This window comes from Anaerosacchariphilus polymeriproducens, assembly GCF_003363435.1.
Lineage (GTDB): Bacteria > Bacillota > Clostridia > Lachnospirales > Lachnospiraceae > Anaerosacchariphilus > Anaerosacchariphilus polymeriproducens.
In genome coordinates, this window is sequence record NZ_QRCT01000049.1 from 114,017 (window position 1) to 140,254 (window position 26,238).

At 33.1% G+C, this 26,238-nt stretch carries 27 protein-coding genes; 1 reads left to right on the top strand and 26 read right to left on the bottom strand.

Features of this window, described 5'->3' with window-relative positions; translation table 11 throughout:
• Positions 1 to 47 precede the first annotated feature (47 nt).
• Positions 48 to 2,303, bottom strand: coding sequence for a glycogen/starch/alpha-glucan phosphorylase (locus DWV06_RS13955; protein ID WP_115482804.1), 2,256 nt, complete (start codon positions 2,301 to 2,303; stop codon positions 48 to 50).
• A 177-nt stretch (positions 2,304 to 2,480) separates the two neighbouring features.
• Between DWV06_RS13955 and DWV06_RS13960 the strand changes: the two genes are divergently transcribed.
• Positions 2,481 to 3,359: an AraC family transcriptional regulator gene (locus DWV06_RS13960; protein WP_115482805.1), complete on the top strand. Its 879-nt coding sequence runs from the start codon at positions 2,481 to 2,483 to the stop codon at positions 3,357 to 3,359.
• A gap of 41 nt (positions 3,360 to 3,400) precedes the next feature.
• Here the strand turns inward: DWV06_RS13960 and DWV06_RS13965 are convergent, their stop codons facing one another.
• From DWV06_RS13965 to fliP, 25 genes are all read right to left on the bottom strand, one after another.
• Complete coding sequence (locus DWV06_RS13965) at positions 3,401 to 3,907, bottom strand: PTS sugar transporter subunit IIA (protein ID WP_115482806.1); 507 nt, start codon at positions 3,905 to 3,907, stop codon at positions 3,401 to 3,403.
• A 43-nt stretch (positions 3,908 to 3,950) separates the two neighbouring features.
• Positions 3,951 to 4,775 carry an aldo/keto reductase gene (locus DWV06_RS13970; RefSeq protein WP_115482807.1) on the bottom strand — a complete coding sequence of 275 codons (825 nt, stop codon included), beginning with the start codon at positions 4,773 to 4,775 and terminating at the stop codon, positions 3,951 to 3,953.
• A 189-nt stretch (positions 4,776 to 4,964) separates the two neighbouring features.
• Positions 4,965 to 5,720, bottom strand: coding sequence for a MurR/RpiR family transcriptional regulator (locus DWV06_RS13975; protein ID WP_115482808.1), 756 nt, complete (start codon positions 5,718 to 5,720; stop codon positions 4,965 to 4,967).
• 5 nt (positions 5,721 to 5,725) lie between these two features.
• Positions 5,726 to 6,463: a class I SAM-dependent methyltransferase gene (locus DWV06_RS13980; RefSeq protein ID WP_235828981.1), complete on the bottom strand. Its 738-nt coding sequence runs from the start codon at positions 6,461 to 6,463 to the stop codon at positions 5,726 to 5,728.
• 790 nt (positions 6,464 to 7,253) lie between these two features.
• Entirely contained in the window at positions 7,254 to 8,189 is a 936-nt protein-coding gene (gene tsf, locus DWV06_RS13985; RefSeq protein WP_115482810.1) for a translation elongation factor Ts, read from the bottom strand.
• Positions 8,190 to 8,272: 83 nt separating this feature from the next.
• Positions 8,273 to 9,016, bottom strand: coding sequence for a 30S ribosomal protein S2 (gene rpsB / locus DWV06_RS13990; RefSeq protein WP_115482811.1), 744 nt, complete (start codon positions 9,014 to 9,016; stop codon positions 8,273 to 8,275).
• Positions 9,017 to 9,158: 142 nt separating this feature from the next.
• On the bottom strand, positions 9,159 to 9,683 hold the full coding sequence (locus DWV06_RS13995; RefSeq protein WP_115482812.1) for a hypothetical protein: 525 nt from the start codon (positions 9,681 to 9,683) through the stop codon (positions 9,159 to 9,161).
• On the bottom strand, positions 9,683 to 10,294 hold the full coding sequence (locus tag DWV06_RS14000; protein WP_115482813.1) for a DUF6115 domain-containing protein: 612 nt from the start codon (positions 10,292 to 10,294) through the stop codon (positions 9,683 to 9,685). The genes DWV06_RS13995 and DWV06_RS14000 overlap by 1 nt, the downstream gene beginning before the upstream one ends.
• A gap of 16 nt (positions 10,295 to 10,310) precedes the next feature.
• Positions 10,311 to 10,643, bottom strand: a complete 333-nt coding sequence (locus tag DWV06_RS18280) for a hypothetical protein (protein ID WP_147289869.1) — start codon at positions 10,641 to 10,643, stop codon at positions 10,311 to 10,313.
• 27 nt (positions 10,644 to 10,670) lie between these two features.
• Complete coding sequence (locus DWV06_RS14010; protein WP_115482815.1) at positions 10,671 to 12,278, bottom strand: DUF342 domain-containing protein; 1,608 nt, start codon at positions 12,276 to 12,278, stop codon at positions 10,671 to 10,673.
• Between the two features lie 11 nt (positions 12,279 to 12,289).
• Positions 12,290 to 13,057, bottom strand: coding sequence for a FliA/WhiG family RNA polymerase sigma factor (locus DWV06_RS14015; protein WP_115482816.1), 768 nt, complete (start codon positions 13,055 to 13,057; stop codon positions 12,290 to 12,292).
• Between the two features lie 28 nt (positions 13,058 to 13,085).
• A complete protein-coding gene (locus DWV06_RS14020) occupies positions 13,086 to 13,364 on the bottom strand; it encodes a hypothetical protein (protein ID WP_115482817.1) in 279 nt (92 codons plus the stop codon).
• A 19-nt stretch (positions 13,365 to 13,383) separates the two neighbouring features.
• Positions 13,384 to 13,869: a chemotaxis protein CheD gene (locus DWV06_RS14025; protein ID WP_115482818.1), complete on the bottom strand. Its 486-nt coding sequence runs from the start codon at positions 13,867 to 13,869 to the stop codon at positions 13,384 to 13,386.
• A 12-nt stretch (positions 13,870 to 13,881) separates the two neighbouring features.
• Complete coding sequence (locus DWV06_RS14030; RefSeq protein WP_115482819.1) at positions 13,882 to 14,502, bottom strand: chemotaxis protein CheC; 621 nt, start codon at positions 14,500 to 14,502, stop codon at positions 13,882 to 13,884.
• 46 nt (positions 14,503 to 14,548) lie between these two features.
• A complete protein-coding gene (locus DWV06_RS14035; RefSeq protein ID WP_115482820.1) occupies positions 14,549 to 15,016 on the bottom strand; it encodes a chemotaxis protein CheW in 468 nt (155 codons plus the stop codon).
• 15 nt (positions 15,017 to 15,031) lie between these two features.
• Positions 15,032 to 17,116 (bottom strand): chemotaxis protein CheA, encoded by a 2,085-nt coding sequence (locus DWV06_RS14040; protein WP_115482821.1) that lies wholly within the window; start codon positions 17,114 to 17,116, stop codon positions 15,032 to 15,034.
• A gap of 1 nt (position 17,117) precedes the next feature.
• Positions 17,118 to 18,239, bottom strand: coding sequence for a chemotaxis-specific protein-glutamate methyltransferase CheB (gene cheB / locus DWV06_RS14045; protein ID WP_115482822.1), 1,122 nt, complete (start codon positions 18,237 to 18,239; stop codon positions 17,118 to 17,120).
• Positions 18,240 to 18,243: 4 nt separating this feature from the next.
• The gene (locus DWV06_RS14050) at positions 18,244 to 18,981 is read right to left on the bottom strand and encodes a flagellar brake protein (RefSeq protein ID WP_162300651.1); all 738 of its coding nucleotides are present in this window, start codon (positions 18,979 to 18,981) and stop codon (positions 18,244 to 18,246) included.
• A gap of 18 nt (positions 18,982 to 18,999) precedes the next feature.
• Complete coding sequence (locus DWV06_RS14055; RefSeq protein ID WP_115482824.1) at positions 19,000 to 19,872, bottom strand: MinD/ParA family protein; 873 nt, start codon at positions 19,870 to 19,872, stop codon at positions 19,000 to 19,002.
• 3 nt (positions 19,873 to 19,875) lie between these two features.
• On the bottom strand, positions 19,876 to 21,069 hold the full coding sequence (gene flhF, locus DWV06_RS14060; protein WP_115482825.1) for a flagellar biosynthesis protein FlhF: 1,194 nt from the start codon (positions 21,067 to 21,069) through the stop codon (positions 19,876 to 19,878).
• Between the two features lies 1 nt (position 21,070).
• On the bottom strand, positions 21,071 to 23,104 hold the full coding sequence (gene flhA, locus DWV06_RS14065; protein WP_115482826.1) for a flagellar biosynthesis protein FlhA: 2,034 nt from the start codon (positions 23,102 to 23,104) through the stop codon (positions 21,071 to 21,073).
• Between the two features lie 21 nt (positions 23,105 to 23,125).
• Positions 23,126 to 24,247 (bottom strand): flagellar biosynthesis protein FlhB, encoded by a 1,122-nt coding sequence (flhB, locus tag DWV06_RS14070; RefSeq protein WP_115482827.1) that lies wholly within the window; start codon positions 24,245 to 24,247, stop codon positions 23,126 to 23,128.
• 1 nt (position 24,248) lies between these two features.
• A complete protein-coding gene (fliR, locus tag DWV06_RS14075; RefSeq protein ID WP_115482828.1) occupies positions 24,249 to 25,028 on the bottom strand; it encodes a flagellar biosynthetic protein FliR in 780 nt (259 codons plus the stop codon).
• A gap of 2 nt (positions 25,029 to 25,030) precedes the next feature.
• Positions 25,031 to 25,309 (bottom strand): flagellar biosynthesis protein FliQ, encoded by a 279-nt coding sequence (fliQ, locus tag DWV06_RS14080; RefSeq protein WP_115482829.1) that lies wholly within the window; start codon positions 25,307 to 25,309, stop codon positions 25,031 to 25,033.
• A gap of 25 nt (positions 25,310 to 25,334) precedes the next feature.
• On the bottom strand, positions 25,335 to 26,228 hold the full coding sequence (fliP, locus tag DWV06_RS14085; RefSeq protein WP_115482830.1) for a flagellar type III secretion system pore protein FliP: 894 nt from the start codon (positions 26,226 to 26,228) through the stop codon (positions 25,335 to 25,337).
• Positions 26,229 to 26,238 lie beyond the last annotated feature (10 nt).

Below are 26,238 nucleotides of genomic sequence, written 5' to 3' on the forward strand. Positions count from 1 at the left end.
TATTTTCTAAATCGCCCACTTAATTGATTATTTCATTCATGTAAAACTTATGATAATTTCCAAATATCCCTATTATATTCTTCAATTGTTCTATCTGATGAGAAAAATCCTGCTTTACTTATATTTGTCAGCATTTTTTTAGCCCAATCTTTTTTATCCTCATAATCTTTATATGCTTCTTCCTTCTTTTTACAGTAAGAATCAAAGTCAATAAGAGTCATAAACCAATCCTTATTTAAGATTTCCTGATATAATCTTTTCAGATTCTCTTTCTTCCCTATCTTGATCATCTGTGTGCTGACAATAAAATCTACCGCCTCCTTAATGCTTTTATTTTTATTATAATACTTTTTGGAAATATAATCTCCTTTCTTATAATGTTTCATAATTTTTTCACTAGATTCACCAAAGATATAGATATTATCCGTTCCTACTAATTGTTCTATTTCTACATTGGCTCCATCCATAGTTCCTAATGTCACCGCACCATTTAACATAAGTTTCATATTTCCAGTTCCACTGGCTTCTTTGGATGCTAAAGAAATCTGTTCAGAAATATCACAAGCCGGTATTAACTTTTCCGCTTTTGATACATTATAATTTTCTACCATAACTACCTGTAAATATTTATTTACATCTACATCATTATTCACTAATTCTTGTAGACATAAAATAAGATGAATAATATCTTTTGCAATGGTATATGCCGGTGCTGCTTTTGCCCCGAAAATTATTGTAATTGGTGTTGTTGGGATTTTTCCCCTTTTAATTTCCAGATATTTGTGAATTACATATAACGCATTCATCTGCTGTCTCTTATATTCATGTAATCTCTTGATTTGTATGTCAAAGATTGCTTCACTATTCAAAACAATACCTTCTGTCTCCTCGATATACGTTTTCAACTGTTCTTTATTCTGTTTCTTAATCATTGTAATCTTTGACAGAACATCATCGTCCTTTAAAAATTCCTCTAATTTTTCCAATTCATCTGCATCTTTTTTATAACCGTCTCCAATCAAAGAAGTAATATATTCCGCCAAACTCGGATTACAGTGTATCAGCCATCTTCTAAAAGTAATTCCATTTGTCTTATTATTAAATTTTTCCGGATAAATTTTATAAAAATGATTTAATTCCTCATCTTTCAAAATGTCTGTATGAAGTGCAGCAACACCATTTACACTAAATCCATAATGAATATCAATATGAGCCATATGTACTCGCTCATCTTTATCTATTATATATAAATTCTCATCTGTAAATTTCCTTCTAACCTTATTGTCTAACACTTCAATAATCGGAAGTAAATGTGGTACTACCTTTTTCAAATATCTAACAGGCCACTTTTCTAATGCCTCTGATAAAATTGTATGATTTGTATATGCACATGTTTTGGAAACGATCGCAATGGCATCATCCATTTCAATTCCTTCATCCATTAATAAGCGGATTAATTCAGGAATAATCATAGTTGGATGTGTATCATTGATTTGAATCACTGCATAATCATATAAATCATAAAGGTTACTTCCTTTCGCTGTACATTCATCCAAAATTAACCGTGCACCGTTACTTACCATAAAATATTGCTGATAAATTCTTAATAACTGTCCTTCTTCGTCACTATCATCCGGATATAAGAATAAGGTCAAATTCTTCTCGATATCTTCTTTATCAAAATCAATTCCTTCTTCTACAATCCCTTCTTCAACTGTTTCAACATCAAACAGATGCAGTTTATTCGTCTGATTGTTGAATCCTGTCACTTCAATATCATATAATCTTGATTGCAAAGTAAAATTTTTAAATTTAATTGGATATGAAATTTCTGTCCTTGTCAACCAACTGTTTTCCTCAATCCACGGATTAGCTTCTTCTTTTTGTAATTTACTTTCAAATACCTGTTTAAATAATCCAAGATGATAATTTAATCCAATACCATCGCCATTTAGACCTAAAGTTGCAATAGAGTCTAAAAAGCAAGCTGCTAACCTGCCTAGTCCTCCATTACCTAAGGATGGCTCTGCTTCCATCTCTTCAATTTCGCATATATCTTTTCCATTTTCATTTAAAATCTGCTTAACCTCATCATAAATACCTAAATTAATAAGATTATTTGATAATAATTTTCCTATTAAAAATTCTGCTGAAATATAATAAAGCTTTTTCTTTCCTTTCCGGCTCACTTTATCCTTTGCCATATCTTTGACCATATTTAACAAAGAAATATATAATTCTTTATTGCTACATTCCTTTAGCTGCTTACCACATAGTCTTTCCAGTTCATTTTTTAAATTCATTCCATACTCCTCCTAATTATATAATTTTCTCAATAATAATATAAACTATTTGCGTTACTCTTATTATTAGTTGTATTGTAATATTCTCTTTTACTTTTTTCTTGCAAAATACTATCTAAAAGTAATACAATACTATCATTAGAACAGCTAAAACTTACATACATCAAAGGAGCTCCTATGAATATTATTGAATATGAAAATTATCATGAAACGAAATCTCATGTTGAGCCCTCGTTTCCTTATAACACCTATCTTTGTTCCATTCCACTTGATTTTACTCAAGTTCCCACTCATTGGCATGATGAATTTGAGTTGATCCTGATAAAAAAAGGACGAGGAATTATCTATGTAGATTTACTCCCTCATCCTGTATCAGCCGGTAACATAATATTAATTAGACCCGGACAGCTTCATTCTATTAGTCAATTGGAACAATATACGATGGAATATGAAAATATTATTTTTCAAATTCAAATGTTAATCCCAAAACATATTGACCTTTGTTCTCAAAATTACATACTTCCATTCTCACAAAATAAATATGACACCCCAACGGTGATAGACTCTTCCTTTTCTTATCACCAAGATCTTTCGAACTGCATTGATTCTATAGACTCTTTATGCAGTTTTAAGCCTCCTGCTTATCAATTAGCAGTGAAAGGATATTTATTTCAATTTTTTTATATTTTATTTACGAATAATCAAGGCGAATTTACCTTAAGAAAAGCAAAAAAATCTTTTGATACTTTAAAACAGATACTAAAATATATTGAAATAAATTATTCTCAACATATCACTATAAAAACAATGGCTGATATTTCAAATTTTAGTGAATCTTATTTTATGAAGTACTTTAAAAAGCATATGGGAATGTCTTTTACTCAATATCTAAATAATTATCGTTTGACTATGGCTTCCCGCCTTTTAGTTACTTCTACAAATTCCATTATAGAAATAGCCTCCATAACAGGATTTGAAAACCTGTCTTATTTTAACCGGTTATTCAAAAAAAAATATAATGTAATACCTAGGGAATATAGGAAGCTGCATCAATAACTAATTCATCTAAATATTTTATTAGATTTTATATTCCTCTATTAGGCTTCAAGTGTTAAGATGGTCGTCTCTCCAGCTACACTGTCTACATTTGTTTGAAGTTTATAAGATTTACCAGTATCATCTGTAACAACAAGTACTGTAACAGTAGGATGACCAGCTTCCTTAATTTTTTCAGTATTAAAACGAATTAGTTTTTCTCCGGCTTTTACTTTTTGACCTTGACTCACCAGCACCTCAAATCCATCTCCGCGCATATCTACGGTATCAATTCCTATATGTATTAAAATTTCTAATCCATTAATGAGCTTTAAACCACAAGCATGGTTGGAATCCGGCATAAGCAGTGTAACTTCTCCATCTGCAGGAGCCAATACTTCATTAACTTCATTATCTGCCGGAATAATCGCCAGTCCATCGCCTAACACTTTATTCGAAAAAGCCTCATCCGGTACAGATTCAATTTCGACTACCTTACCACTTAAAAATGCTTTTAGTTCACTGTTTGAATTTTTATTTCCTTTTTCTTTTTTAAATAATGAAAACATAACTTTCATCCTCCTATTTGTTCCTCTTAAAATTAAACTGTTGCTAAAACATGTACATCCAATCCGGATCCGGTCCAATTCTTACTCCTGTATTCAGGTCTGAAATTTTTTTCATATCATCATCGCTTAATTTAAATTGAAAGATATCAAAGTTCTCCTTTATTCTTGCTTCATTAACTGACTTAGGTATGGTTACCACCCCCATTTGTATCTCCCAACGTAACACAATTTGTGCAATCGACTTATGATATTTTTCAGACAATTTCTGACTGATTGGAAGCTCAATTACTTTTCCATGCATTAATGGACTCCATGCTTCTACTTGTATTTTATGTTTGGAACAATAATCCATTAAATCTTCCTGAACCAATTGCGGGTGAAACTCCACTTGATTAATCATTGGAACGATTTTTGCACTTTGGATCAATTGTTCCAGATGCTTTATTTTAAAATTTGAAACTCCTATGGCTCGTACTTTTCCCTTTTCATATAACTCCTCTAAGGCTTTCCAAGTCTCACAGCTTATCTTTTGAGGCCAATGTATTAAATATAAATCTAAATATTCTGTACTTAAGCGCTTTAAAGATTCTTCGAAAGCTTTTAAAGTGGATTCATAACCTTGTTGGTCGTTCCAGACTTTACTTGTTATAAATACATCCTCTCGCCTTATTTCACTTTCTAGTATCCCCTGTCCAACACTTTCTTCATTTTGATATATCATAGCCGTATCAATATGCCTATACCCTGTTTGTAATGCAAACTTGACCGCTTCCACTGTTTGCTTTCCACTTTCCATTTTGAATGTTCCCAAACCCAGCATGGGTAATTTTACGCCATTATTCAATGTTGCGTATTTTTGCTCATACATACTGACTCCTTCTTTCCTTACAGCTGCAGGATGATTTTTTATACATAAAACACCAAAAATACATAATTCTGCACTTAAACAGTATCAAACTTCTATCTTTCATTCAATGGTTTAAAATACTTTTGAATCGAAGTTCACCTTTAAAACGTTCGTACATAAATCGAACGCATGCACACAATATTGTTTCTTCTACATTGTTTTTCTACAATACATTATATATTTTATAAAAAGCAATTCTATTAACATGAAATACTGGGCCGTAGTATAATAAGATTTATCATCTGATAATTTAATGGCATCAGATGTTATGTACAAATTGTAATCACAAACTTTTGAGAGTGGGTTATCAGTTAATTTTGATATAGAAACAACCGGAACATTTCTGCTTTTCACTTTTTTAGCAAGTTCAACCGACTCCGTGTTTTCTCCTGACAAAGAAATAATAATGATTAAATCTTGGCTTGTAGCAGTATCAACAACCACTTCTGTCTCACTATTCCCATAAAGAGTAACAAAAAATTTATTCATATTCATAAAATTTCTCTTTAAAACTTTTGCCGCTATATTTTGAATATGACCTGTTGCACAAACAAATAATTTATCTGCATTATAAATCAGCTTACAAATATCAGACATATCCTTTTGTTCAAATCCTTGTATCGCTTTTTTATAATGTTGACAAATATCATTCAGTGTACTATCATCAATATTATCCTTATCTTCTAATTCTAGTTTTAATCTAGTTTTAAATTCACCAAAACCAGTTAATGATAATTTCTGTGAAAATCTGGAGATTGTTGCTCTAGAGATATTACATTTTTTTGCCAGATCATCAATAGAAATAGTACAACACTCCTGCATATGAGTGCATATATATTTCCATATATGAAGATCATTCTGATTTAAAATCATATAATTATTATTGACCAATTCTTCCAACTTCATCTCTCTTAACTCCTTTTATACGCTTTCACTAATAAGAAATCAGGCTTATGTATCTCCTTCAGATACTCCGGATAGTTCTTCATAATTTTTTCATCCGGAATAGGCTCGATTAATTTATCCAAGCAAAATCCTGTATCTACTAAAACATTTATTATCGAAGAAAACGTCCTATGATACTTCACTACCCCATCAACAAACCAAGTAGTTCTCCGTTCTCCATCTACACTATAATGATATAAGTTTGCACATATCACATTTCCATCCTTGTCTTTCGTCCATCTACTTCCATCCGCAAAACAGGTATTCATTGGATTTTCCTGTGAAAAAATAAAATAACCACCTGGATTTAGCAACTGATAAATATCCTTAATCAGCTTTTCAAAATCTTTCACATAATGAACTGCCAAAGAGCTGAAAATACAATCAAATTTCCTATTTAAATGCAAGATATCTTCCATACACATATGAATATACTCCACTTTTTCTCCTAAATTCTCCTTTTTTGCAATCTGTAGCATTTTATCAGATATATCAATTCCCACAACAATTTTTGCCCCTCTTCTAACAAACTCCAGACAATTTTCTCCATAACCACACCCTAAATCCAATACATCCTTACCATTCAACTCAGGCACCAATGAAAATAATGCCGGTTTTTCCACCAAAATATTTGCATTTCCATCACGTTCCCGAAGCATCTTATATTCTTCAAAAAAAGTTTCATTATCATAAATATTTTGCATTGACACAAATTCGCACCTCCATTATCTCATATTTTTTCTATTAACTTAATTGTATCTGAAATTACTAATAATTTCCAGATAGTATTTCTGTCTTATTAGAGTTTTTATTGACAAAAAATTTTAACAGCAAAAAAGAGCCGGCTCTCGACTCTTAATTTATGACTCATTTACAAATTGTACTTTTTTATAATTTTTTCTAAAAAACGATATGCATAAGAAATATCATCATTTCTATTGTTTTTCATAATACGTAGTATTAAACACTCCTTACCCCCTACTACTATTTTATCAAAAATCCAATTCTTATAAAAATCATTATTCTCTTTATAATATTTATTATAAAAATCAATATCTTTAAAACACTTATAACCTTGATATCTACTTATATGTTTCAAGCCATTTACATATATAGATTAGTTGTAGAACTTAATATCTTTTATCTTTCTAATTTGAATTTTGTTAAATTACATGTAACCTCCCCTAAATATTCCTAAAATGGTCTTCTGCAAACTCTTCTTAGGCCATGGAAATGAGACTTAAAACTGATAGAAGGCTATCCTGATATCAGTTTCGCTTTCAAAGGCTCATTGAAATGTTTGGCATAATAGAGTTTGCAGAAGACCATTTTAGGAATATTTTCAAAAACTACAATTAGCATTTTACTTATCCATTTTATATATTTCCAAATATGAATTTATCACATCAATAAAAGGACACACGAGCAAAATAATACACTCATATGTCCTTAAACTAATCTAAACAAATTTCATATTATTTAAAAGAAAACTCCTTAATTCCCAGCCATCTGTTTAGCAACTTCCGCTGCGAAATCTTCTTCTTTCTTTTCAATACCTTCACCAGTTTCAAAACGTACAAAAGACTTAATCGCAATTTTAGCACCATTCGCTTTCGCTACTTCATCCACATATTTTTGAACTACTTGTTTTCCATCTTCGGCTTTCACATATACTTGATCCAAAAGACAGATTTCTTTCAATTCTTTATTGATACGTCCCATAACCATGCCACTGATAATTTTATCATTAGCATCCGGTTTTTCATTTTTTGCTTGAGCAGTTAAAATTTCTTTTTCTTTTTCAATGTAAGAAGAATCAACTTCATCTCTGCTTGTATAAATAGGTTTGATAGCTGCTACCTGCATAGCAATATTTCTAGCCATTTCTTTAATATTATCATTGATAACATCTGTTTCAACATCTACCAGAACACCGATTTTTCCACCAGCATGAATGTAAGAAGCTACGAAACCATTTGTTTCTTCCACTTGTTGGAATCTTCTAATATTCATGTTTTCACCAATTACTGCAATTTGTGATGCCAGCTCTTCGTTCACAGTCTTTGAAGAATCTAAACTCCATGCTTCAGCTAAAAAAGCTTCAATATCTGATGCTGTAGTATTTAAAGCCTGATCTGCAACCTGTTGTACAAATTTTTGGAATTTCTCATTTTTTGCAACAAAGTCTGTTTCTGCATTCACTTCTACAACAACTGCTTTCTTTTCATCAGCAGATAATACCGCTGCAACAAGACCTTCAGCTGCAACTCTGCCAGCCTTCTTTTGTGCAGTTGCTAAACCTTTTTCTCTTAAAAATTCAATTGCCGCTTCCATATTTCCATCGGTTTCAGTAAGAGCTTTCTTACAATCCATCATACCTGCACCGGACAATTCTCTTAATTCTTTTACCATAGCTGCTGTAATAGCCATTTATATTACCTCCTATTATTTATAAGATTCTATCTAATATAAGGGACAGGCCCTTATCAGTGTCTGTCCCAGTTTTATATTCCTTAAGCTTCTACTGCTTCAACTGCTTCTTCAGCAACTTCTACTTCTTCATTATCAATAGATGCTCCCTGATTTGCTTCAATTACTGCATCAGCCATTTTTGATACGATTAATTTTACTGCTCTAATTGCATCATCATTTCCTGGAATTACATAATTTAATTCTTCCGGATCACAGTTTGTATCTGCGATACCAATTAGTGGGATACCTAGTGTATGAGCTTCTTGGATACAAATTCTTTCTTTCTTAGGATCTACTACGAAAATAGCATCCGGAACTTTTTTCATATTCTTGATTCCACCAAGATTTTTCTCTAATTTTTCTTGTTCTTTCTTTAACTCAATAACTTCTTTTTTGGGAAGAACTGCAAAAGTACCTTCTTCTTCCATTCTTTCAATTTCTTTTAAACGTGCTATTCTGCTCTGTATCGTCTTAAAGTTAGTAAGCATACCACCTAACCATCTTTCATTTACGTAGAACATACCACAACGTTCTGCTTCTGCTTTGATAGCATCCTGTGCTTGCTTTTTAGTACCTACGAAAAGAATTGTACCACCATCTGCAACTACATCAAAAATCGCTTTGTAAGCTTCATCTACTTTACCTACAGATTTTTGTAAATCGATAATATAGATTCCATTTCTTTCTGTGTAGATGTACTCTGCCATTTTTGGATTCCATCTTCTTGTTTGGTGTCCAAAGTGTACACCAGCTTCTAGTAGTTGTTTCATTGAAATAATTCCCATGTTTTTTCCTCCATTTGGTTCATTGTTTCTTCCGTAAGACTCTTCTTTCTAAACAACCTTCCGGCACCCGCTTAGAAATCCTCTTACGTGATTTTTGCCTTAAAAAGTATATCATAAAGCAAAAAAAAGCGCAAGGCTTTTCTTACTTTTCAATCAATATTTTAGCAACTTCTTCATAAGTTGCCCCCATAGGTATTCTAAATGCACCGGCTCCTAATTTCTCATCATAATTATTCTTTGTTAAAAAACTGTTAAAAGCAACTGCATCATCCACAAGTTTTGCATTAAATAATAACTCTGCTATAGCATTAGAGCCTAATCCACCGGTAATATCAACTTGAATCATTTCTTTTGTTTTTTCGGAAGTTGTATCTTTTTTCTCTACATTTTCGTTTTTATTTTTAGGTATGTCTTGTTCTTTTTTTTCCGGCTTTTTCTTATTCTCTGTTTCTTTTGACTGGTTTTCTTGTTCTTCTTTTAAATCTTGAAGCTTTTGAGATTGGTTATTTTTATTTTTCTCCTGCTCTACCATCCCAAGCTCTTTTGCTCTTTCTATGATTTCTTTATCTGTCAAGGACTTATTTCTTCCATATAATGAAATTGATAAAATAATGGTGGTTATAATAACTCCGACGCCAAGTCCTCTTAAATAATACCTTAGCTTCATTATTTTTCTCCTTTAAATAGATCAATGACTAATTTTACTTCGCCGATCCCTAATCCTAATTCTCGTGCAATTTCCACCGGAGATTTACCATCCTGGTGGAGATTTAATATACGTTGATTGTAATTAATGATTTCTTCTTCCATATCAATTTCAGGTTCCGATTCTATCGACTGCCTTCCTATTTCTTGAATAAGTGATTCAGCTTGTTTCGCTTGTACTTTTTCACTTCTTACTTGATTTGAAATAAGTTCCTTTACTTCATCCTGTTTGTCAGAAAGCATACTATACAAAAATACAACTTCTTTATGACTTTTATTAATTTCTTCTAATACGGTCTCTGAATACTCACTGACTGCCATAATTTTTTCATTTGAAATTTTTTCAAATTCTCTTTGTGCTCTCTCTTCAACCTCTTCAAAGCATTCTTGAAACGTTTCTTCCATCCGTTCTTTCGCTTTTTCCATTTCTTTTTCTGTTATTTTTTCTATTTCTATTGAACTCATTTTTGAAATTCTTTCAAGTTCACCGGATGAGAATTTATCAACTATAAAAAAGCTTCCAATAAGCATTGCAAACCCAGCAATTAATAAACCAATTTCTAACGCTGTCATTATTATGTCCCCTACCTTATATTCTTATATCGAAACTTGAATTTCCTTTCAAGGAAACTCTTTCTTTTTTGTTATCTTTTTTGTCTTCTTTTTTGTCTTCTTTTTTCTTATTATAGTTTTTAGAGTGAGCAGCACCATTCCCTTCCTTCTTTTCACCATATTTGTATTCTTCCTGTCCTTTTTCAGGATCATTTACTTTCTTCATATGATGCTGAATTTCTTTTTTAAATTCCTGTTGGAAGTTATTCTGGTCTATGATTCCTTTATTATCCTGATTCTGTTTAAAAGTCGTAACATCCTGACTTCTGGAAATCATTCCATTCATATCAACCGGTCTTATAATTGACATTGTACTCACACCTTTCCATAATTTAAATTAGTAAGCTGTAGATTTTATTTCTCCATCCTCTTTCACAAATTTACAAGTTTTCATTGGATCTTTCACATAGAAGGATTCCTCACCAATAACGATCTTTACTCCAGGGTATATGATTTGACCTACTTTAATCGCTACTGATTCATTCTCCATTAACTGCTGTTCAAACATCTCTACTCGTTGTGAATCTATTTCGATTTTTTCCTTTAATTCCTTATAATGCTGAGATAAAGTTTGTAAATGTTTTATTCGGTCTGCTGAAAATTGTTCTCCTTCTTTTAAACGCTTACTAAAGTCTACTATGCTAGGCTTCATTATGTCTAACTTTTTTCTCATTTGTTTAATACCTTCTTTTAACTTATAATACTCTTCTCTTTTCTTCGGATCTATTCCTACCTCAAGTATCGTCATGGCGCCCATATGAGAACCCATGATCTTAGCAGCAATATTTTTTCCGGCTTTCACATTTCCGCCTACTACGAATCCTTTCTTTCCTACTACATTGATTTCATCTCTGGCTGTCACTTTACATTGTAGAATACAATCAGTTTCGATATAACCTCCTGCTTCCACTGTACAGTTCTCTAAAAATTTGGAAACAATATTTCCTTCGGAACGAAGAAGTCCCTTTCCCATTCCATTCATTCCTCTTTTTAAAATGATATTACCGCCAGCTATTACCGTTGCGCCTTCTACGATACCTTCAATTACGATATCGCCTTCAGCCTCTACGCGGAATCCATTTTGGACATTTCCTTTTACTAATACATTCCCATTATAGTGAATATCACCTGTAGAAGCATCAACATCTGCTGAAACTTCAAAAACATCGGAAACAAATACTTTTCCCGCTATTAAATTAACATGCCCGGTCACATCAGAAAACAGTTCCATCCCATCTTCAGATAAAGTAATATTTTTCCCATAATTTAATTTGAGTTTTTTAACTTCTCTGGCTTTGATTACATTTCCCATAACATCAGAGCCGGGTATACTTGGTACCTCTTTTGTAAGACGTGCAAGCAATTGCCCCTGCCTTACATGATTGATCATATCCAAACTATGATAATCTACAGTACCATCTTCATTTTGTTTGGGTTTTGCATTAAGATTTGTTTCAAAAAAATATTCGATTTGGGCATCACTGCCTTGAACAGGTTCTTGACCAACAGCTAATATATAATCTTTACAATAATGTCTGTCACTTATAAATTTCTGAATTTCTTCTTGGTTGATTCCTACCTGTACCTTATTAAAAATTAACTCATCAACAATATCTTTCACCGTTAATTGCTGCCCCATATTTGAAGGCGGATAAAATCTCCCATAAATTTTCATTTTATCTGGTGTCATATTTAAAACTACAGATTCATTTTCATGATACTTGGCCTCTTCACTCAATTTCATTTGAAAAGCACCTTCGGGCATTGTCTTTAATGCCTTGCTCATCTTAAGCTGATCTACATTTTCATAATGCCTTCGTGTCAAATATTCCATGACTTCCGCTACTTTAACTTGTTCTCCCCCTCCTTTTGGCGGGTAAACTCTCAAAAATGTTCCTTTCCCTTCTTCAATATGCAGTTGGAAATATCCATTTCTTGGTTCCATAACTCTTCCTCCTACCTATTTACAAGAATATCCATATAAGTGCCCATACTCTTTTTCATCTTTTGCAGCGCTCTCGTATGCAATTGTGATATTCTAGATTCTGATACTTCTAATATTTTACTAATTTCCTTTAATGTCAGTTCTTCATAATAATATAATTGAATCACTTTGCATTCTTTCTCTGACAGATTATTTAATGATTTCTCTAAAATATCTTTTAATTCACTTTTCTCGACTACTTTCTCTGGTGTCTCAAAATGTGTATTATAAGTGGAATCCATAACCGGTTCACTGCCCTGTTCAACAAACTCATTTAAGGAAATTATATGAGTGATTTTTAGCTGAGATTGCCAATTAAGCAGCTCATCCATTGGTATTCCCAATTGGATGGCTACTTCTTCATCGGTTGCAGCTTTTCCGTTTCTAGCTTCTATTTCCTTCATGGCTGCATCAATCTGCTTTTGTCTTTTTCTTACTGTTCTCGGTATCCAGTCCATTTTGCGGATCTGGTCTAAAATGGATCCACGGATTCTCAAACTTGCATATGTCTCAAATTTTACTGTCTTATCGAGATCAAATTTATCAATCGCATCAATCAGGCCAAATATCCCGTAACTGACCAAATCATCGTATTCTACATTCTGTCCCAAATACATGCTGAGCCTGCCAGCTACGATTTTAACAAGAGGGGCATATTCAAGAATAATCTTCTCTCGAAGTTCCGGCGTTCTATATTTACTATAGTCATTCCATAGCTTCCTCTTCTCTGTCTCGTTCATTGCCTATCCCCTCTTTTCTCTGTAAATTTTAGTTCATTTCTTCCGTTTTTACTTCTTCTATCCTTTCATTATTCTGGATACTTGTTTCATCTGGGTCCATCTCTTGTTTATCTTCCTTTTTTGGGGCAGGATTAAATACTTTATTCAACATAAATTGTAAAATTAGACCGGCTCCATAAAAAATAATTAATACCATAAATAAAGTCTTCATACCATTTACATCGGTATATTTTTGTTGAAACATAACAACACAAGTCACCAGACCCGCCAATAATGAAATGATAGCTGGAATTGATTTTGTATTCATTTGTCATCTCCATTATATTTTATAATGTTTTAATAGGTTTCCCTACTGACTTAATCAGAAAATCTCCGGTATCACAATATAGTTCTACTGTTCGTCCATAATTGAGACCTGTATCCTCTGCTAATATCCGTATATTGCACTTTCCTAAAATCTCTTTGGACGCTACTACGTTTCTTTGACCAATATTTCCAATTTCATTTGTAACATTAAATTCAAACATTTGAGCACCACCTGCTAATTTTGCAACCAAGCGGCTTTCACCGGCACCCAGTTTTTTCATTTCATCAATTAATTGATGAATACCTGTATCTGCAAATTTTGCTTTATTAGAATTATGTCTAATTTTAGTACTGTCTGGCAACATAATGTGTACCAAGCCACCTATTTTAGTCACCGGATCATAAAGTGCTATCCCTACACATGATCCTAACCCCAAAGTTGTAACAATGTCCGGACCTCTGCCAACCTTAAAATCAGCCATGCCTACCTTTATGATTTGACCCATCAGTGTTTCCTCCTATAGTTCAATACCAAGAGATGTTAATATTTTATCATAGGAATCCAAACCAGGAAGTAAGATAAAATATCCACTTAATGTGGTATCATTCCCAAAAGTAGTTTCAATTAACAACGCATTATCTCCGACCTGTCCAAATTGTATCGCAGGTACACTTAATATTGCTGCTGCCATATCAATGGTCAAATAAGGGATTGATGAAGTAATAACTAATTGTGTCATAGTTGATATTGCCGATAGGTAAGATCCTGCAATGATGTTTCCTATTTCTTTCATTGCCGATATATCCATATCATCAAAATCTGCTTCATTATCGATTGGCTTTCCCTGTAAATGATTTGCCAAATAATGCGCTGATTTCAAATCCAATAAGAACATCATACTTCCATTTACATCTTTCTCTAATTCCAAGAAAATCCCGACGATCGTATCTTCTTCATTGCCAAGAGCCGTGGTCAATTCTTGAATCGATAAAAGCTGTACATTAGGAACGCTCATATTAATTTTAATACCTAACATCTTCGCCAGAGATGTGGTAGCATTTCCGGCGCCGATGTTTCCAATTTCTTTTAATACATCAATATATAAATCGTTGACTTGCTCAAAATTAAATTTTGTCATATGCTTCCTCCATAGGTTCACATACTCTGCACTAAAAATCTGTTAATTAAACAACCTCTTTTTCTGAAATAATACTATTTAGCTCAAGTAATGAAATTAATTGACCATCATGTTTTCCAATTCCATTTATAAATGAATTTTTTCCATCTTTTACATCATTTGTCATCTTATCTATTTCGTTAGAGCTTAACGTAACAACTTCTTTTACTTCATCTACAATAATTCCAAGTACACCATGTTGTTCAATTTTTAATATAATAATTCTTGTTGCATTCGTGAATTCATCATCCGGAAGATCCATTTTTAAACGAATACTCATAACAGGGACTACTTCTCCTCGTAAATTGATAATTCCCTTAAAATAAGCCTGTGCTTTGGGTACTCTTGTTATTTTCTGCATTCTGACAATATTATCTACATAATGAATATCAATACCATATTGTTCATTCCCAATAGATACTACAATATATTGCTTTTTATTTGCGTCTACCTGTGAGATTTGATTATTATCCATGTTCAACACCTCCTGCTATATCAATGAATTAACATCAACAATTAAGGCAACTTCACCATCACCTAGAATCGTAGCACCGCTGATAATACGATTATTTTCAATATACTTGCCTAATGATTTAATTACTATTTCTTGTTGTCCAATCAAATTATCTACAACCAGACCGGCTTGCTTATCACCCTTTTGAACAATAACCACTGTCAAACTTTCAGGTTCCTGTTCTCTTGGTTCAATATCAAGTATTTTGTCTAAACGGATCACTGGTATTACTGTGCCACGGATATGGATTACTTCTTTTGCCTGTACATACTTAATATCCTGTACCAAAATATCTTCAATTGTCTGAATGGAACCTAATGCAATTGCATATTTCTCTTCTCTGACTTCAACCATTAATGCCTGGATAATTGCGAGTGTTAATGGAAGGCGGATAGTAAATTTACTTCCTTCTCCTAACTTACTCTTAACTTCAACATCTCCACCCAAGGCAGCAATTTTCGATTTTACAACATCCAGTCCAACACCACGTCCTGAAACATCTGTAATTTTCTGCGCCATGGAAAAACTCGGAAGGAATAATAAATCAATAATTTCTCTATTTTCCATAGTTTCAGCCTGTTCAGGTGTGATAATTCCACGATCAATCCCTTTTTTCTTAATACTTTCAACATCAATACCATTACCATCATCGCTTACTTCAATAATAACGTTATTTCCTTCCTGATAAGCATCTAAGAATATAGATCCCTGCTCCGGCTTTCCTCTTTCTTTTCTGATTGCTTTTGACTCAAGCCCGTGATCAGCTGAATTTCTAAGTAAATGTTGTAATGGATCACCAATTTCATCTATAACAGTTCTATCAAGTTCTGTATCTTCTCCTGTCATATATAGTTCCATTTTTTTATCCAGTTTTTTGGATAAATCACGAATCATTCTTGGGAATCTGTTCACTACACTTTCGATTGGAACCATTCTTACTTTCATAACAGATTCATGAAGATTCGTTGTGATTCGTTCTAAATATTCAATCTGCTCATGGAACCCTTGCTCCTGCAGGCCGGTACTCTCTGCTGAACTGATAGATACTAAACTATTCTTCGCGATGATCAGCTCACTTACTTGATTCATTAAAGCATCCAGTTTCTCAATATCAACACGAACTGTTCGGTTTACAACCGGTTTATTAACGTTTTGTTTCACAGGTTGGTTTACATTTGATTTTTCATTCGTTCCTTTTATTACATTATTTGTATTATTTGAAACAGAATTGTTATTCTCTTCTACAATCTCCTGCGCCAAAATCACGTCCTCTGCCTCTTCTTTTATTTCAGTCATTTCTTCACAGAATATTTTATCTATTTCTGATACATCATTTATTGTTGCTTTTATTTTTTCTAAAGGCTCTTCTGAAACCAGAACAAAACTAAAATCCAAATCGAAATTCTCATCTTCAATTTCTTGTGCACCCGGTTCAAATTTTATAATGCTCCCATACTCCTCTACTGCTTTAAAAACAATAAATGCTCTAGCAGCCTTTAATAAACAAGTATCCTGAATAAATACTGTGACACCATAGAGCTTTTGACCAGATGCCATAATATCCTGTGCTCTTTTCTTTTCTTTCTCTGTAAAAACAATATCGAGGAATTTTTTTTCGTTTTCATTAGACGTTTCTTCTTTATTGTCTACACTTGTTTTCGTTTTTTCGGTATCACTTTCTTCATTTAAAATTTCAGTAAGTTGTTTAATGATCGCTTCATTCTCATTCGTACCTTCATCTGCGGTATTTTGAATCATTTCAAGATACTCTTCTAAAGCATCTAAACACTGAAACAAAACATCCACAAGTTTTGCAGATACTTTCATTTTATCATTACGAATTCCCTGGAACACATTTTCCATATCATGAGTCAACTTCTGCATCCGCTTGTAACCCATAGTTCCAGCCATACCTTTTAAGGAATGTGCTGCTCTGAAAATCTCATTAATTGTGTCTTTATTTTCCGGTTCTTTTTCTAATATAAGCAGACTTTCGTTTAAAGTTTGTAAATGTTCTTTCGTTTCATCAAGAAAAATTTCTAAATATTGGCTTACATCCATGTCATCTTACCCCCACGTTCTTTGTAATTGATTGATAAACATCGCCTAATGGAACTATTTCATCCTGTAGACCTGCATCTACGATCGCTTTGGGCATTCCATAAACTGCGCATGTTTCTTTGTTTTGTACAATAACATAAACATTTTTTTTCTCTTTAAGATGCGCGATACCTTTTGTTCCATCAGCTCCCATACCTGTTAAAACAACACAGGTAATTTCATCATAATTGCAATCCTCTAATGACTCATACATAAAGTTTGCATATGGTCTTAATCCCCCTTGTGGAGGTTCTTGACTGAGTCTGATTTTATGTGTATTTCCACTTCCGGGAATTACTCTGATATGAAAGCCTCCCGGAGCAATATATACATGTCCATTCTTGATAAGTTCTCCATCTTCTGCCTCTTTCACCTCTACCATGCTTACCTTGTTCAATCTTTCTGCTAATAAATTTGTAAATCCTACTGGCATATGCTGAACTAATACAACAGGTGCGTCAATGTGTTTAGATAAATACGGTATGATTGAGTGAAGTGCTTTGGGACCTCCTGTGGAACATGCAAGCGCAATTAACTTGTTACCTATTACTCTTTCCTTGACTCTATAGACTCCTGTCGTTCTTTGATCCGTAATAGTTTTATCAGGCCTGCGTTCCTTGACTTCTTTTTCCTTTTTCTCTACTTGAGGTTCTATTACTTGGGCAATAGAAGATATTTTTTCATCTGTATACGTAGCTTTTGCTAAAGAATCAAGAATTTTGTTTCGGAAAACTTCTCCACGGGCTTCTACAAAGTTAGAAGGTTTTAAAATATAATCAAAAACTCCTAATTGAGTAGCTTTTATTACTTCTTCTGAACCTGGGTTCATGGTTGAACTGACCATAATGATATTCACATGAATATTTTCGTCTTTCAATTTTTGAAGAAGTTCAAGCCCTGACATAATCGGCATGTTCACATCTAAAATCACTGCATCATATTGAGTTTTTAATAGGGTTTCATAGCCAGCCTTTCCATCCTTGCAATAATCATCGGCTTGAAATCTACCATCTGCATTTATTATATCACAAACCAGCCTTCTCATAAGTGCAGAGTCATCTATAATTAGAATTTTTTTCTTCATATAATCAGTCCCTTTTTTTATTCACCTTTTTACGCTCAGTTTCAAATACATATCGGATAATCAACTCTTGCTCTTTTTTATTTAAGTATACGAAACGGATCCGATGCTCATACTTGCGCTCCTTCTCTGGCATCATTCTGTCCGATGAAATAACTTCACCGATTTCATACAGGTTCTTTGTTTGACTATTTAACTCTATTTGTAACATAAAACATATATAGGCTCCAGCTTCTATTTTGTCTCCACTTATAAATCTTAAACCTCCCCCACTAATATCTACAACTATCCCCTTAAATATTTCATCTGATGATAAATATTCACTCTTATACTGAATAGTACTGTCTGCAAATATTATGGCTTTTTCTTTGTCAATTATTTTATAATTCATATCTAATAAACAAGGTAATCGATAAAACTCTCTTCTTTGATATCTAATAAGCTTTGATTTAACTACAACAGAAGCCATATAGATTTTATTTGCTCTATAACGGTTTTGAATCTCACCTTCACACCGATACAGACCTGATTTTGTATAAAAATAAAATTCATATCGTAATCTGACCGGTAACAATATTATCTTTCCTTGTTCAATGGGCAGTGCCATTTTTATATCATCTTCTGTAATATCCTGAATCTGACTTTTAAAAATGCGGGTGCTATCCCCCAGCTTCTCTCCATGTTCTTTATCATTTAAAAGCCTTATTTCTACTTTATCGCCTATGGATAGTACATTAGAAATCAATTTCATCACCTCCTAGTTTTATTTATTTATAATTTTAGAAAGCAACTGTTTGATTCCGTTTAAGTCTTGATAAAAAATCTGTTTATGATTTAACAAACTTACTGCTATCTCTTGAAATGCAACTGCTGATTTAGATGTTGGCATGTACAAAGTAACAGGCTGCTGCTGCATAACGGCTTCTTCCATTTTTTTATCTTGTGGTATCATACCCAAAAAATCAATTTCCATGTTCAAAAAACGATTCGTTACTGTATTTAATTTTTTATAAAGTGCATGTCCCTCTTGAACAGTAGAAACTTTATTTGATATCACTCTGATTTTAGTCTCTTCCTGTCGAAAATTAGGATTCCTGTGTAATGCTTTTAATAACGAATAAGAATCGGTTAAAGAAGTCGGTTCTGGTGTCGTTACCAACAAAACTTCTGAACTATATACGACAAATTCTAATACGCTGTCCGAGATTCCTGCACCTGTATCAATAATTATAACATCTGCTAAAGAATCTAATTCTGCCATATTCCGAATTATATATGATATTTCATCTTTATTAAGGTTATTCAATCCTGCAATCCCTGAACCACCTGAAATAAATCCAATTTCTAATGGCCCGGGTGTTATGATATCTTTTATTTCTTTTCCTTGGAAAATTAAATCACTTAAGGTATATTGCGGAATTGCTCCAAACATTACTTCTACGTTTGCTAAGCCGAAATCTGCATCAAATATTAGTACACGTTTTCCCTGCTTTTGAATCTCAACTGCGAGATTTACTGCAACGTTAGATTTTCCTACTCCGCCTTTTCCACTAGTAACAGTAATTACTCTTGCTACTTTGGGTGGCTTTTGATTTTTTGATTTGATAATATTTCTTAATTGTTCGGCTTGATCCATAAATCATTTACCTCCCAGCAACTTCTTCACAATGCTTTGTGTATCTAATACTTCCAAATCATCTGGGACGTTCTGGCCATTTGTTATATAAGATAAACTCACTCCTGAATATAATTTTATATTCAAGATGTTCCCATAAGTACTTGTTTCATCTAATTTTGTAAATATAATACTATAATCAGTAAATCCGGAATATGAATCTACTATTTCCAACAAATCTTTATACTTCGTCGTCGCACTTAATACTAAGTAAGTCTCTTTTTCATATTCTTCTCCCAGACAATGTAATAGTTGATTAATATTTTCTTTTTGTTCTTCATTTCTATGCGAGTGACCCGCTGTATCTACTAAAACCAAATCATATTCTTTTACTTTTTCAATATTCTGCTCCAATTCTTCTAAAGAATAAATGACCGAAAACGGAGCATCCAAAATATTTGCATAAGTCCTAAGCTGCTCAGTTGCTGCAATACGATATGTGTCTGCTGTAATTAATGCAACCTTTTTCTTATCTTCTAATTTAAACTTAGAAGCTAATTTTGCAATGGTTGTAGTTTTCCCTACTCCAGTTGGCCCAACAAAAAAAACGACTTTGGGTTTTTCCTCTGATAATTCAATTTCTTTTGGCTGACCAAACTTTAGAATCATTTTCTGATATAAATTTGATAAAATATAATCTACACTTTTATCACTTTTCATTATGCGTTCTGTCTCATCAATAATTTGATTGGCATATTTTTCATCAACTTCATTCTCAAGCATAACTCCATATATTAATTTGATAAAAGACAGATTTTCGTTTTTAACTTTGGATTCTTCACTTTTTACATTCTCTTTAGGCTGTTCTTTCTTTTCAAATGTTTTGTCTCCCCACTGTTTTTCCAAAAGCTGTTGCAGACTGTCTAGTCTTTCTTCAATGACAGAAGTGTCCTCTTTTTTCTTATCTAAAACCGGCACTTTAACGGCTTCATCGGCTGCTAATTGAACTGTTTCCGGTTTTTTCGGCAATTGTGGTATCACCGGTTCTTTTTCCTCCGCTGCCGCTGTAACCTCTACGGTGCTGGATTTAAAAAGACCAAAAATCCCTTTCGGCTTCACCACTTTAATATTCATGATCACTGCATTACTTCCTAATTCATCTCTAGCCTGCTGTACTGCTGCTTCTTCCGTATTTGCCTGAAACTTTTTTATAATCATTTTATCCGGTCACCATCCCTACTGATTGTAATTCTACATTCGAATCGATTTCATTATATGATATCACAACTAAATCTTTAAAATAATCTTCTGTAAGTTTTTTAAAATACATTCTTACAATCGGAGACGTTATAACAATAGATGCCTTCCCTAAATTCTCAAGCTTTCCTGTCTCCTCTTCCACAGACGCAATAATTTTTTTCGTCCGTTCCGGATCCAAAGTCAAATATGCTCCCTGCTCAGTCTGTTTTACTGAATTCATAATTTCTTTTTCCACATTAGGATCCAGCGTAACTACACTAGTCGTTTCATTCGAAGGAAAATATTTTGAAGAAATTGCTCTTTTTAAAGTTTGCCTGACATATTCTGTTAAAACATCGGTATCTCTGGTTGTAGTTGCATGATCTGCCAGATTCTCAAAAATTGATAACAAATCTCTTATTGAAATACCTTCCCGCAATAGATTTTGTAACACTTTTTGAATTTCGCCGATACTTAATAGTTTCGGTACTAATTCTTCTATTAAAGTAGGATTGTTTTCTTTCACATTATTAATAAGATTTTGAACTTCTTGTCTGGTCAATAGTTCCGCAACATGAGAACGAATTATTTCTGTTAAATGTGTTGCAATAATTGATGGTGGATCTACTACTGTATAACCTAAACTTTCGGCTCTCTCTCTTTGACTTTCCGTAATCCAAATAGCCGGTAAATGAAAGGATGGTTCAAAAGTAGGAATTCCTATCACTTCCTCCTCCACAAAACCGGGATTCATTGCCATATAATGATCAAATAGAATCTCGCCTTCACTAATTTGTATTCCCTTTATTTTAACAATATATTGATTAGGATTTAATTGTATATTATCCCTTAAACGAATAATAGGTACTACCGTTCCTAATTCTAAGGCTATCTGGCGTCGAATCATAACCACACGGTCAAGAAGGTCACCACCTTGATTTACATCCGCTAATGGAATGATTCCATATCCAAATTCTAACTCTATCGGATCTACCTGTAACAAAGAGACCACATTTTCCGGACGCCGAATTTCATCTGCTTGTTCTTCTGATGTATCCACTTCCTCTTCAATTGCCTCCACAGCCAGAGTATTCTGCATCGAACGTGCTGTCACAACAAAAGCAAGGCCAAGTCCTATAAACAACAGCTTGCTTAAGGGTGTCGTAATTCCCAGAAAACATAAAGTACCCCCTACGATATACAATACTTTTGGAATACCAAACAGCTGACGGACTAAAACGGAACTAAAATCAGATTCTTTGGAGACTTTCGTAATTAAAATACCTGCTGATAACGAAATCAAAAGAGAAGGTATCTGACTCACCAGACCATCACCAATTGTTAATATTGTATATTTGCCAAAAGATTCTGACAATTCCAAGCCCTGCTGTAGAACTCCCATTGTAATTCCACCAATAATGTTAACGAAAGTAATAATCAGACCTGCTGATGCATCTCCTTTTACATACTTCATCGCACCATCCATGGACCCAAAAAAGCCGGATTCCTGCTGAATCTTTTCTCTTCTCACTCTTGCTTCTTTTTCATCTATCGTTCCCGTATTAAGGTCTGCATCGATAGCCATCTGTTTTCCCGGCATAGCATCCAGTGTAAACCTGGCTGTTACTTCAGCAACTCTTTCGGAACCTTTATTAATAACCACAAACTGGATAATGACCAAAATTATAAATATTATTACACCAATAATTAAATTACCGCTACCAACGAATTGTCCAAAAGTTTCTACTACATTTCCCGGTTCTCCGGTTGCTAAAATAAGTCTAGTTGTTGAAACATTTAGTGATATTCTAAATATGGTAGTGAAAAGCAATAAGGTAGGAAAAAAAGACATATCTAATACTTCTTTTACAAATAAGGCATTAAATAATACAATCAATGCCACAGATATATTGATTGCTAACATTACGTCAAGCAAGATACTTGGAATCGGAATGATGAAAAACATGACAGCCGCCAGTAAATAGACTGCTATTCCTATATCTGCCTTTTTCATCTTAGTTACCTCCTTTTACTTTCATTTCTTCAAATTATATACAAACGCCAATACTTCTGCTACCGCCTGATATAATTCAGGTGGGACTTCGCCTCCCACTTCTACATTTGCATAAAGCATTCGGGCTAAAGGTTTATTCTCTACAATTTCTACATCGTTTTCTTTCGCAATTTCACGAATTTTTAATGCTAAATAATCTTCACCTTTTGCGACTACCAAAGGTGCTTTTAAAGAATCTGAATCATACATGACTGCTACTGAAAGGTGTGTTGGATTCGTTATGATTACATCTGCTTTTGGCACATCCTGCATCATTCTTTGTCTCGAAACTTCTCTCATTTTTGATTTCTGACGTCCTTTTATTTCAGGATTTCCTTCTGTATTTTTAAATTCATCCTTAACTTCTTGCTTTGTCATTTTCATATCGTTTTTAAATTTAATAAAATTAAAGATATAATCTGCAATTCCCACAATAATATAGACCAAACTGATTTTTAACCCTATATCTATCGCTATGCTGCCTATTAATTGAATTGCCTGAAATAGAGGAATATCATATAAAATAAAGATTTGATCTTGTTTTTCTTTTAAAACAGATAAAGATACGTAAGCAATTAAGATGATTTTTCCAATCGACTTTACTAATTCAAAAATCGATTGTTTTGAAAGTATTTTTTTAAATCCGCTCATTGGATTTAATTTACTTAATTTAGGTTTAAGAGGTTTTGTTGTCAGTTTCCATTTTACCTGCAGCAAATTTACTATTACTGCAACAACCAAGGATATGATAAATACCGGTGCCACAATCATGAGAATTTTAATCAATACGGTTGACTGCAATGTAGTAGCTGTCTGCCAATTAAACTCTTTACTTCCTTCTTTTACAATATCCGGAATTTTTCCATAGATAAGTTCAAAAGTAGAAATAAGATTTGTCCCAATATAAGAAATAAAGAACTTTAATATTATAAATAATGATACAAGACCGATTGCCGAAGTCAACTCGTTACTTTTGGCCACCTGACCTTCTTCTCTTGCCTCTTTTAATTTTTTCCCGGTTGCAGGTTCTGTTTTCTCTCCACCAGGTCCATCTTTTGCAAAGTACTGTAAATTGTAGGACAAATAAAAATATTTATTCTCCATATCAATGCATTCCTTCAATAAATAGTATTATCATTTTTTTGATTTCCTCAAATATAAAATTTGAAATACTAGGTAGTAATCCAATTGTCAAAAACAACACCATCAGACCTACCATAATCTTCATTTGAATCCCCACAGCAAACATATTTAGCTGGGGCGCTACTTTTGCAAGTATTCCTAAAATTACATTCATAATTAAGATACATGCAAATACAGGTAGTGCAATGCGGAACCCAATTACAATAAAATCTATCATAAAGGTCGAAAAATTTGAGTACATCTTATCGACATTAATATTTAATCCATCAACGGGAATTAATTGATAAGAATCTACCAATGCTCTTAATATATAATGATGCATATTACTAACAATAAGCATCATTAAAACGAAATAAGAATATAAATTACCTGTTATACTGGTCTGTTCCTTGGTTACCGGGTCAAACAACGTAGCCATCGATAACCCCATATCCATATCAATAATTTTACCTGCAAATATAACAATAGAATTACAAATGCTGGCTGCATATCCTATCAGTAATCCTGTAATTCCTTCTTTTAATACTATTACTCCATATTCAATTGCTGTATTATAATTCAATTCTTTCACCGGTAGTACCTGAAATAAAACGATTGATACCACAAGGGAAAAACCAACTTTTACCCTGGCCGGTGTATTACTCATTCCAAAAAATGGAGCAATAAAAACAAACGTTGCCATCCGAACAAAAATCACTAAAAAATATTCAAATGTCTCTATTGAAAATACATAGTTTACCATAATTATGATCCTGATAAGTAATAACTAAAATGTGACCAAAGCTCTGTCATATAAGTCGTAATACTGTTTAATATCCAGCCCCCAAATATCAACATCCCAACAAAAATACCTATAATTTTGGGAATAAAAGTTAGTGTCTGTTCCTGAATGGAAGTTACTGTCTGGAAAATACTTACTAAAAGACCAATAATTAGGGAAACTAACAATAAGGGCATCGAGACTTTAATTATGAGCCATATTGTATCTCTGGCGATATCCATAACAACTTCCTGACTTATCATTTTTTTCACCTCTTATTTCATATTGTCAGTAAAACGTCTTTACTAAATTTCCAATAACCAAATCCCAGCCATCTGCTAGTACAAAAAGTAATATCTTAAATGGCATAGAAATCGTTGTTGGTGGAAGCATCATCATACCCATAGACATCAAAGTAGATGCTACTACCATATCAATAACTATAAACGGAATATAAATTAAAAATCCAATAATAAAGGCAGTTCTCAATTCACTTAAAATAAAACTGGGAATCAACACTGAAATTGGAATTTTCTCTAAGATAATTTTCCCATTTTTATCTACAGCGGCGTCTTCCTGGTTCGCTATGTCTAAAAAAAGATTTAAATCCTTGACCTGTGTCTGTTTATACATAAAATCTCTTAAAGGTTTTAATCCTGTTTCAATGGCCTGTTCTTGTGTAATCTTTCCTGCATCAAATGGTTTCAAAGCATTTTCATTTATGTTTTTGAAAACAGGGGACATTATAAATAACGTTAAAAATAATGCTAACCCGACCATAACCTGGTTTGGGGGAGCAGTTTGTGTACCAAGGGCCTGCCTCGTAAAATGTAATACAATGATTATCCTTGTAAATGAGGTCAACATAATCAGAATAGAAGGGGCTAAAGCTATTAAGGTCAAGAAGATAAGTATTTTTATGTTTCCTGCCATTTGCCCTTTTCCATCATTATAATTTATGGAAAAACCACCATCATTGATCCCTGTTGCAACTTCAGGACCCTGACCAACATTGAGCTGACCTATATCATTTTGATTGTCTTGTGTTGTATTCTGTTGTGTATTATTATCGGTCGTAGTAGCATGAACCACACGATGATTCAGCAGAAATAAGGTCAACACAAATACAAACAGACTCATTACTATACTAATTTTTCTATATTGTTTCTTAACTCTTAACATATCTCCCTTG

Excerpts from the sequence above, each read along its gene's own strand:
- DWV06_RS13955 (WP_115482804.1), bottom strand. The coding sequence starts at position 2,303 with ATGAATTTAAAAAATGAACTGGAAAGACTATGTGGTAAGCAGCTAAAG.
- DWV06_RS13960 (WP_115482805.1), top strand. The coding sequence starts at position 2,481 with ATGAATATTATTGAATATGAAAATTATCATGAAACGAAATCTCATGTT.
- DWV06_RS13965 (WP_115482806.1), bottom strand. The coding sequence starts at position 3,907 with ATGTTTTCATTATTTAAAAAAGAAAAAGGAAATAAAAATTCAAACAGT.
- DWV06_RS13970 (WP_115482807.1), bottom strand. The coding sequence starts at position 4,775 with ATGTATGAGCAAAAATACGCAACATTGAATAATGGCGTAAAATTACCC.
- DWV06_RS13975 (WP_115482808.1), bottom strand. The coding sequence starts at position 5,720 with ATGAAGTTGGAAGAATTGGTCAATAATAATTATATGATTTTAAATCAG.
- DWV06_RS13980 (WP_235828981.1), bottom strand. The coding sequence starts at position 6,463 with ATGCAAAATATTTATGATAATGAAACTTTTTTTGAAGAATATAAGATG.
- tsf (WP_115482810.1), bottom strand. The coding sequence starts at position 8,189 with ATGGCTATTACAGCAGCTATGGTAAAAGAATTAAGAGAATTGTCCGGT.
- rpsB (WP_115482811.1), bottom strand. The coding sequence starts at position 9,016 with ATGGGAATTATTTCAATGAAACAACTACTAGAAGCTGGTGTACACTTT.
- DWV06_RS13995 (WP_115482812.1), bottom strand. The coding sequence starts at position 9,683 with ATGAAGCTAAGGTATTATTTAAGAGGACTTGGCGTCGGAGTTATTATA.
- DWV06_RS14000 (WP_115482813.1), bottom strand. The coding sequence starts at position 10,294 with ATGACAGCGTTAGAAATTGGTTTATTAATTGCTGGGTTTGCAATGCTT.
- DWV06_RS18280 (WP_147289869.1), bottom strand. The coding sequence starts at position 10,643 with ATGTCAATTATAAGACCGGTTGATATGAATGGAATGATTTCCAGAAGT.
- DWV06_RS14010 (WP_115482815.1), bottom strand. The coding sequence starts at position 12,278 with ATGGAACCAAGAAATGGATATTTCCAACTGCATATTGAAGAAGGGAAA.
- DWV06_RS14015 (WP_115482816.1), bottom strand. The coding sequence starts at position 13,057 with ATGAACGAGACAGAGAAGAGGAAGCTATGGAATGACTATAGTAAATAT.
- DWV06_RS14020 (WP_115482817.1), bottom strand. The coding sequence starts at position 13,364 with ATGAATACAAAATCAATTCCAGCTATCATTTCATTATTGGCGGGTCTG.
- DWV06_RS14025 (WP_115482818.1), bottom strand. The coding sequence starts at position 13,869 with ATGGGTCAAATCATAAAGGTAGGCATGGCTGATTTTAAGGTTGGCAGA.
- DWV06_RS14030 (WP_115482819.1), bottom strand. The coding sequence starts at position 14,502 with ATGACAAAATTTAATTTTGAGCAAGTCAACGATTTATATATTGATGTA.
- DWV06_RS14035 (WP_115482820.1), bottom strand. The coding sequence starts at position 15,016 with ATGGATAATAATCAAATCTCACAGGTAGACGCAAATAAAAAGCAATAT.
- DWV06_RS14040 (WP_115482821.1), bottom strand. The coding sequence starts at position 17,116 with ATGGATGTAAGCCAATATTTAGAAATTTTTCTTGATGAAACGAAAGAA.
- cheB (WP_115482822.1), bottom strand. The coding sequence starts at position 18,239 with ATGAAGAAAAAAATTCTAATTATAGATGACTCTGCACTTATGAGAAGG.
- DWV06_RS14055 (WP_115482824.1), bottom strand. The coding sequence starts at position 19,872 with ATGGATCAAGCCGAACAATTAAGAAATATTATCAAATCAAAAAATCAA.
- flhF (WP_115482825.1), bottom strand. The coding sequence starts at position 21,069 with ATGATTATAAAAAAGTTTCAGGCAAATACGGAAGAAGCAGCAGTACAG.
- flhA (WP_115482826.1), bottom strand. The coding sequence starts at position 23,104 with ATGAAAAAGGCAGATATAGGAATAGCAGTCTATTTACTGGCGGCTGTC.
- flhB (WP_115482827.1), bottom strand. The coding sequence starts at position 24,247 with ATGGAGAATAAATATTTTTATTTGTCCTACAATTTACAGTACTTTGCA.
- fliR (WP_115482828.1), bottom strand. The coding sequence starts at position 25,028 with ATGGTAAACTATGTATTTTCAATAGAGACATTTGAATATTTTTTAGTG.
- fliQ (WP_115482829.1), bottom strand. The coding sequence starts at position 25,309 with ATGATAAGTCAGGAAGTTGTTATGGATATCGCCAGAGATACAATATGG.
- fliP (WP_115482830.1), bottom strand. The coding sequence starts at position 26,228 with ATGTTAAGAGTTAAGAAACAATATAGAAAAATTAGTATAGTAATGAGT.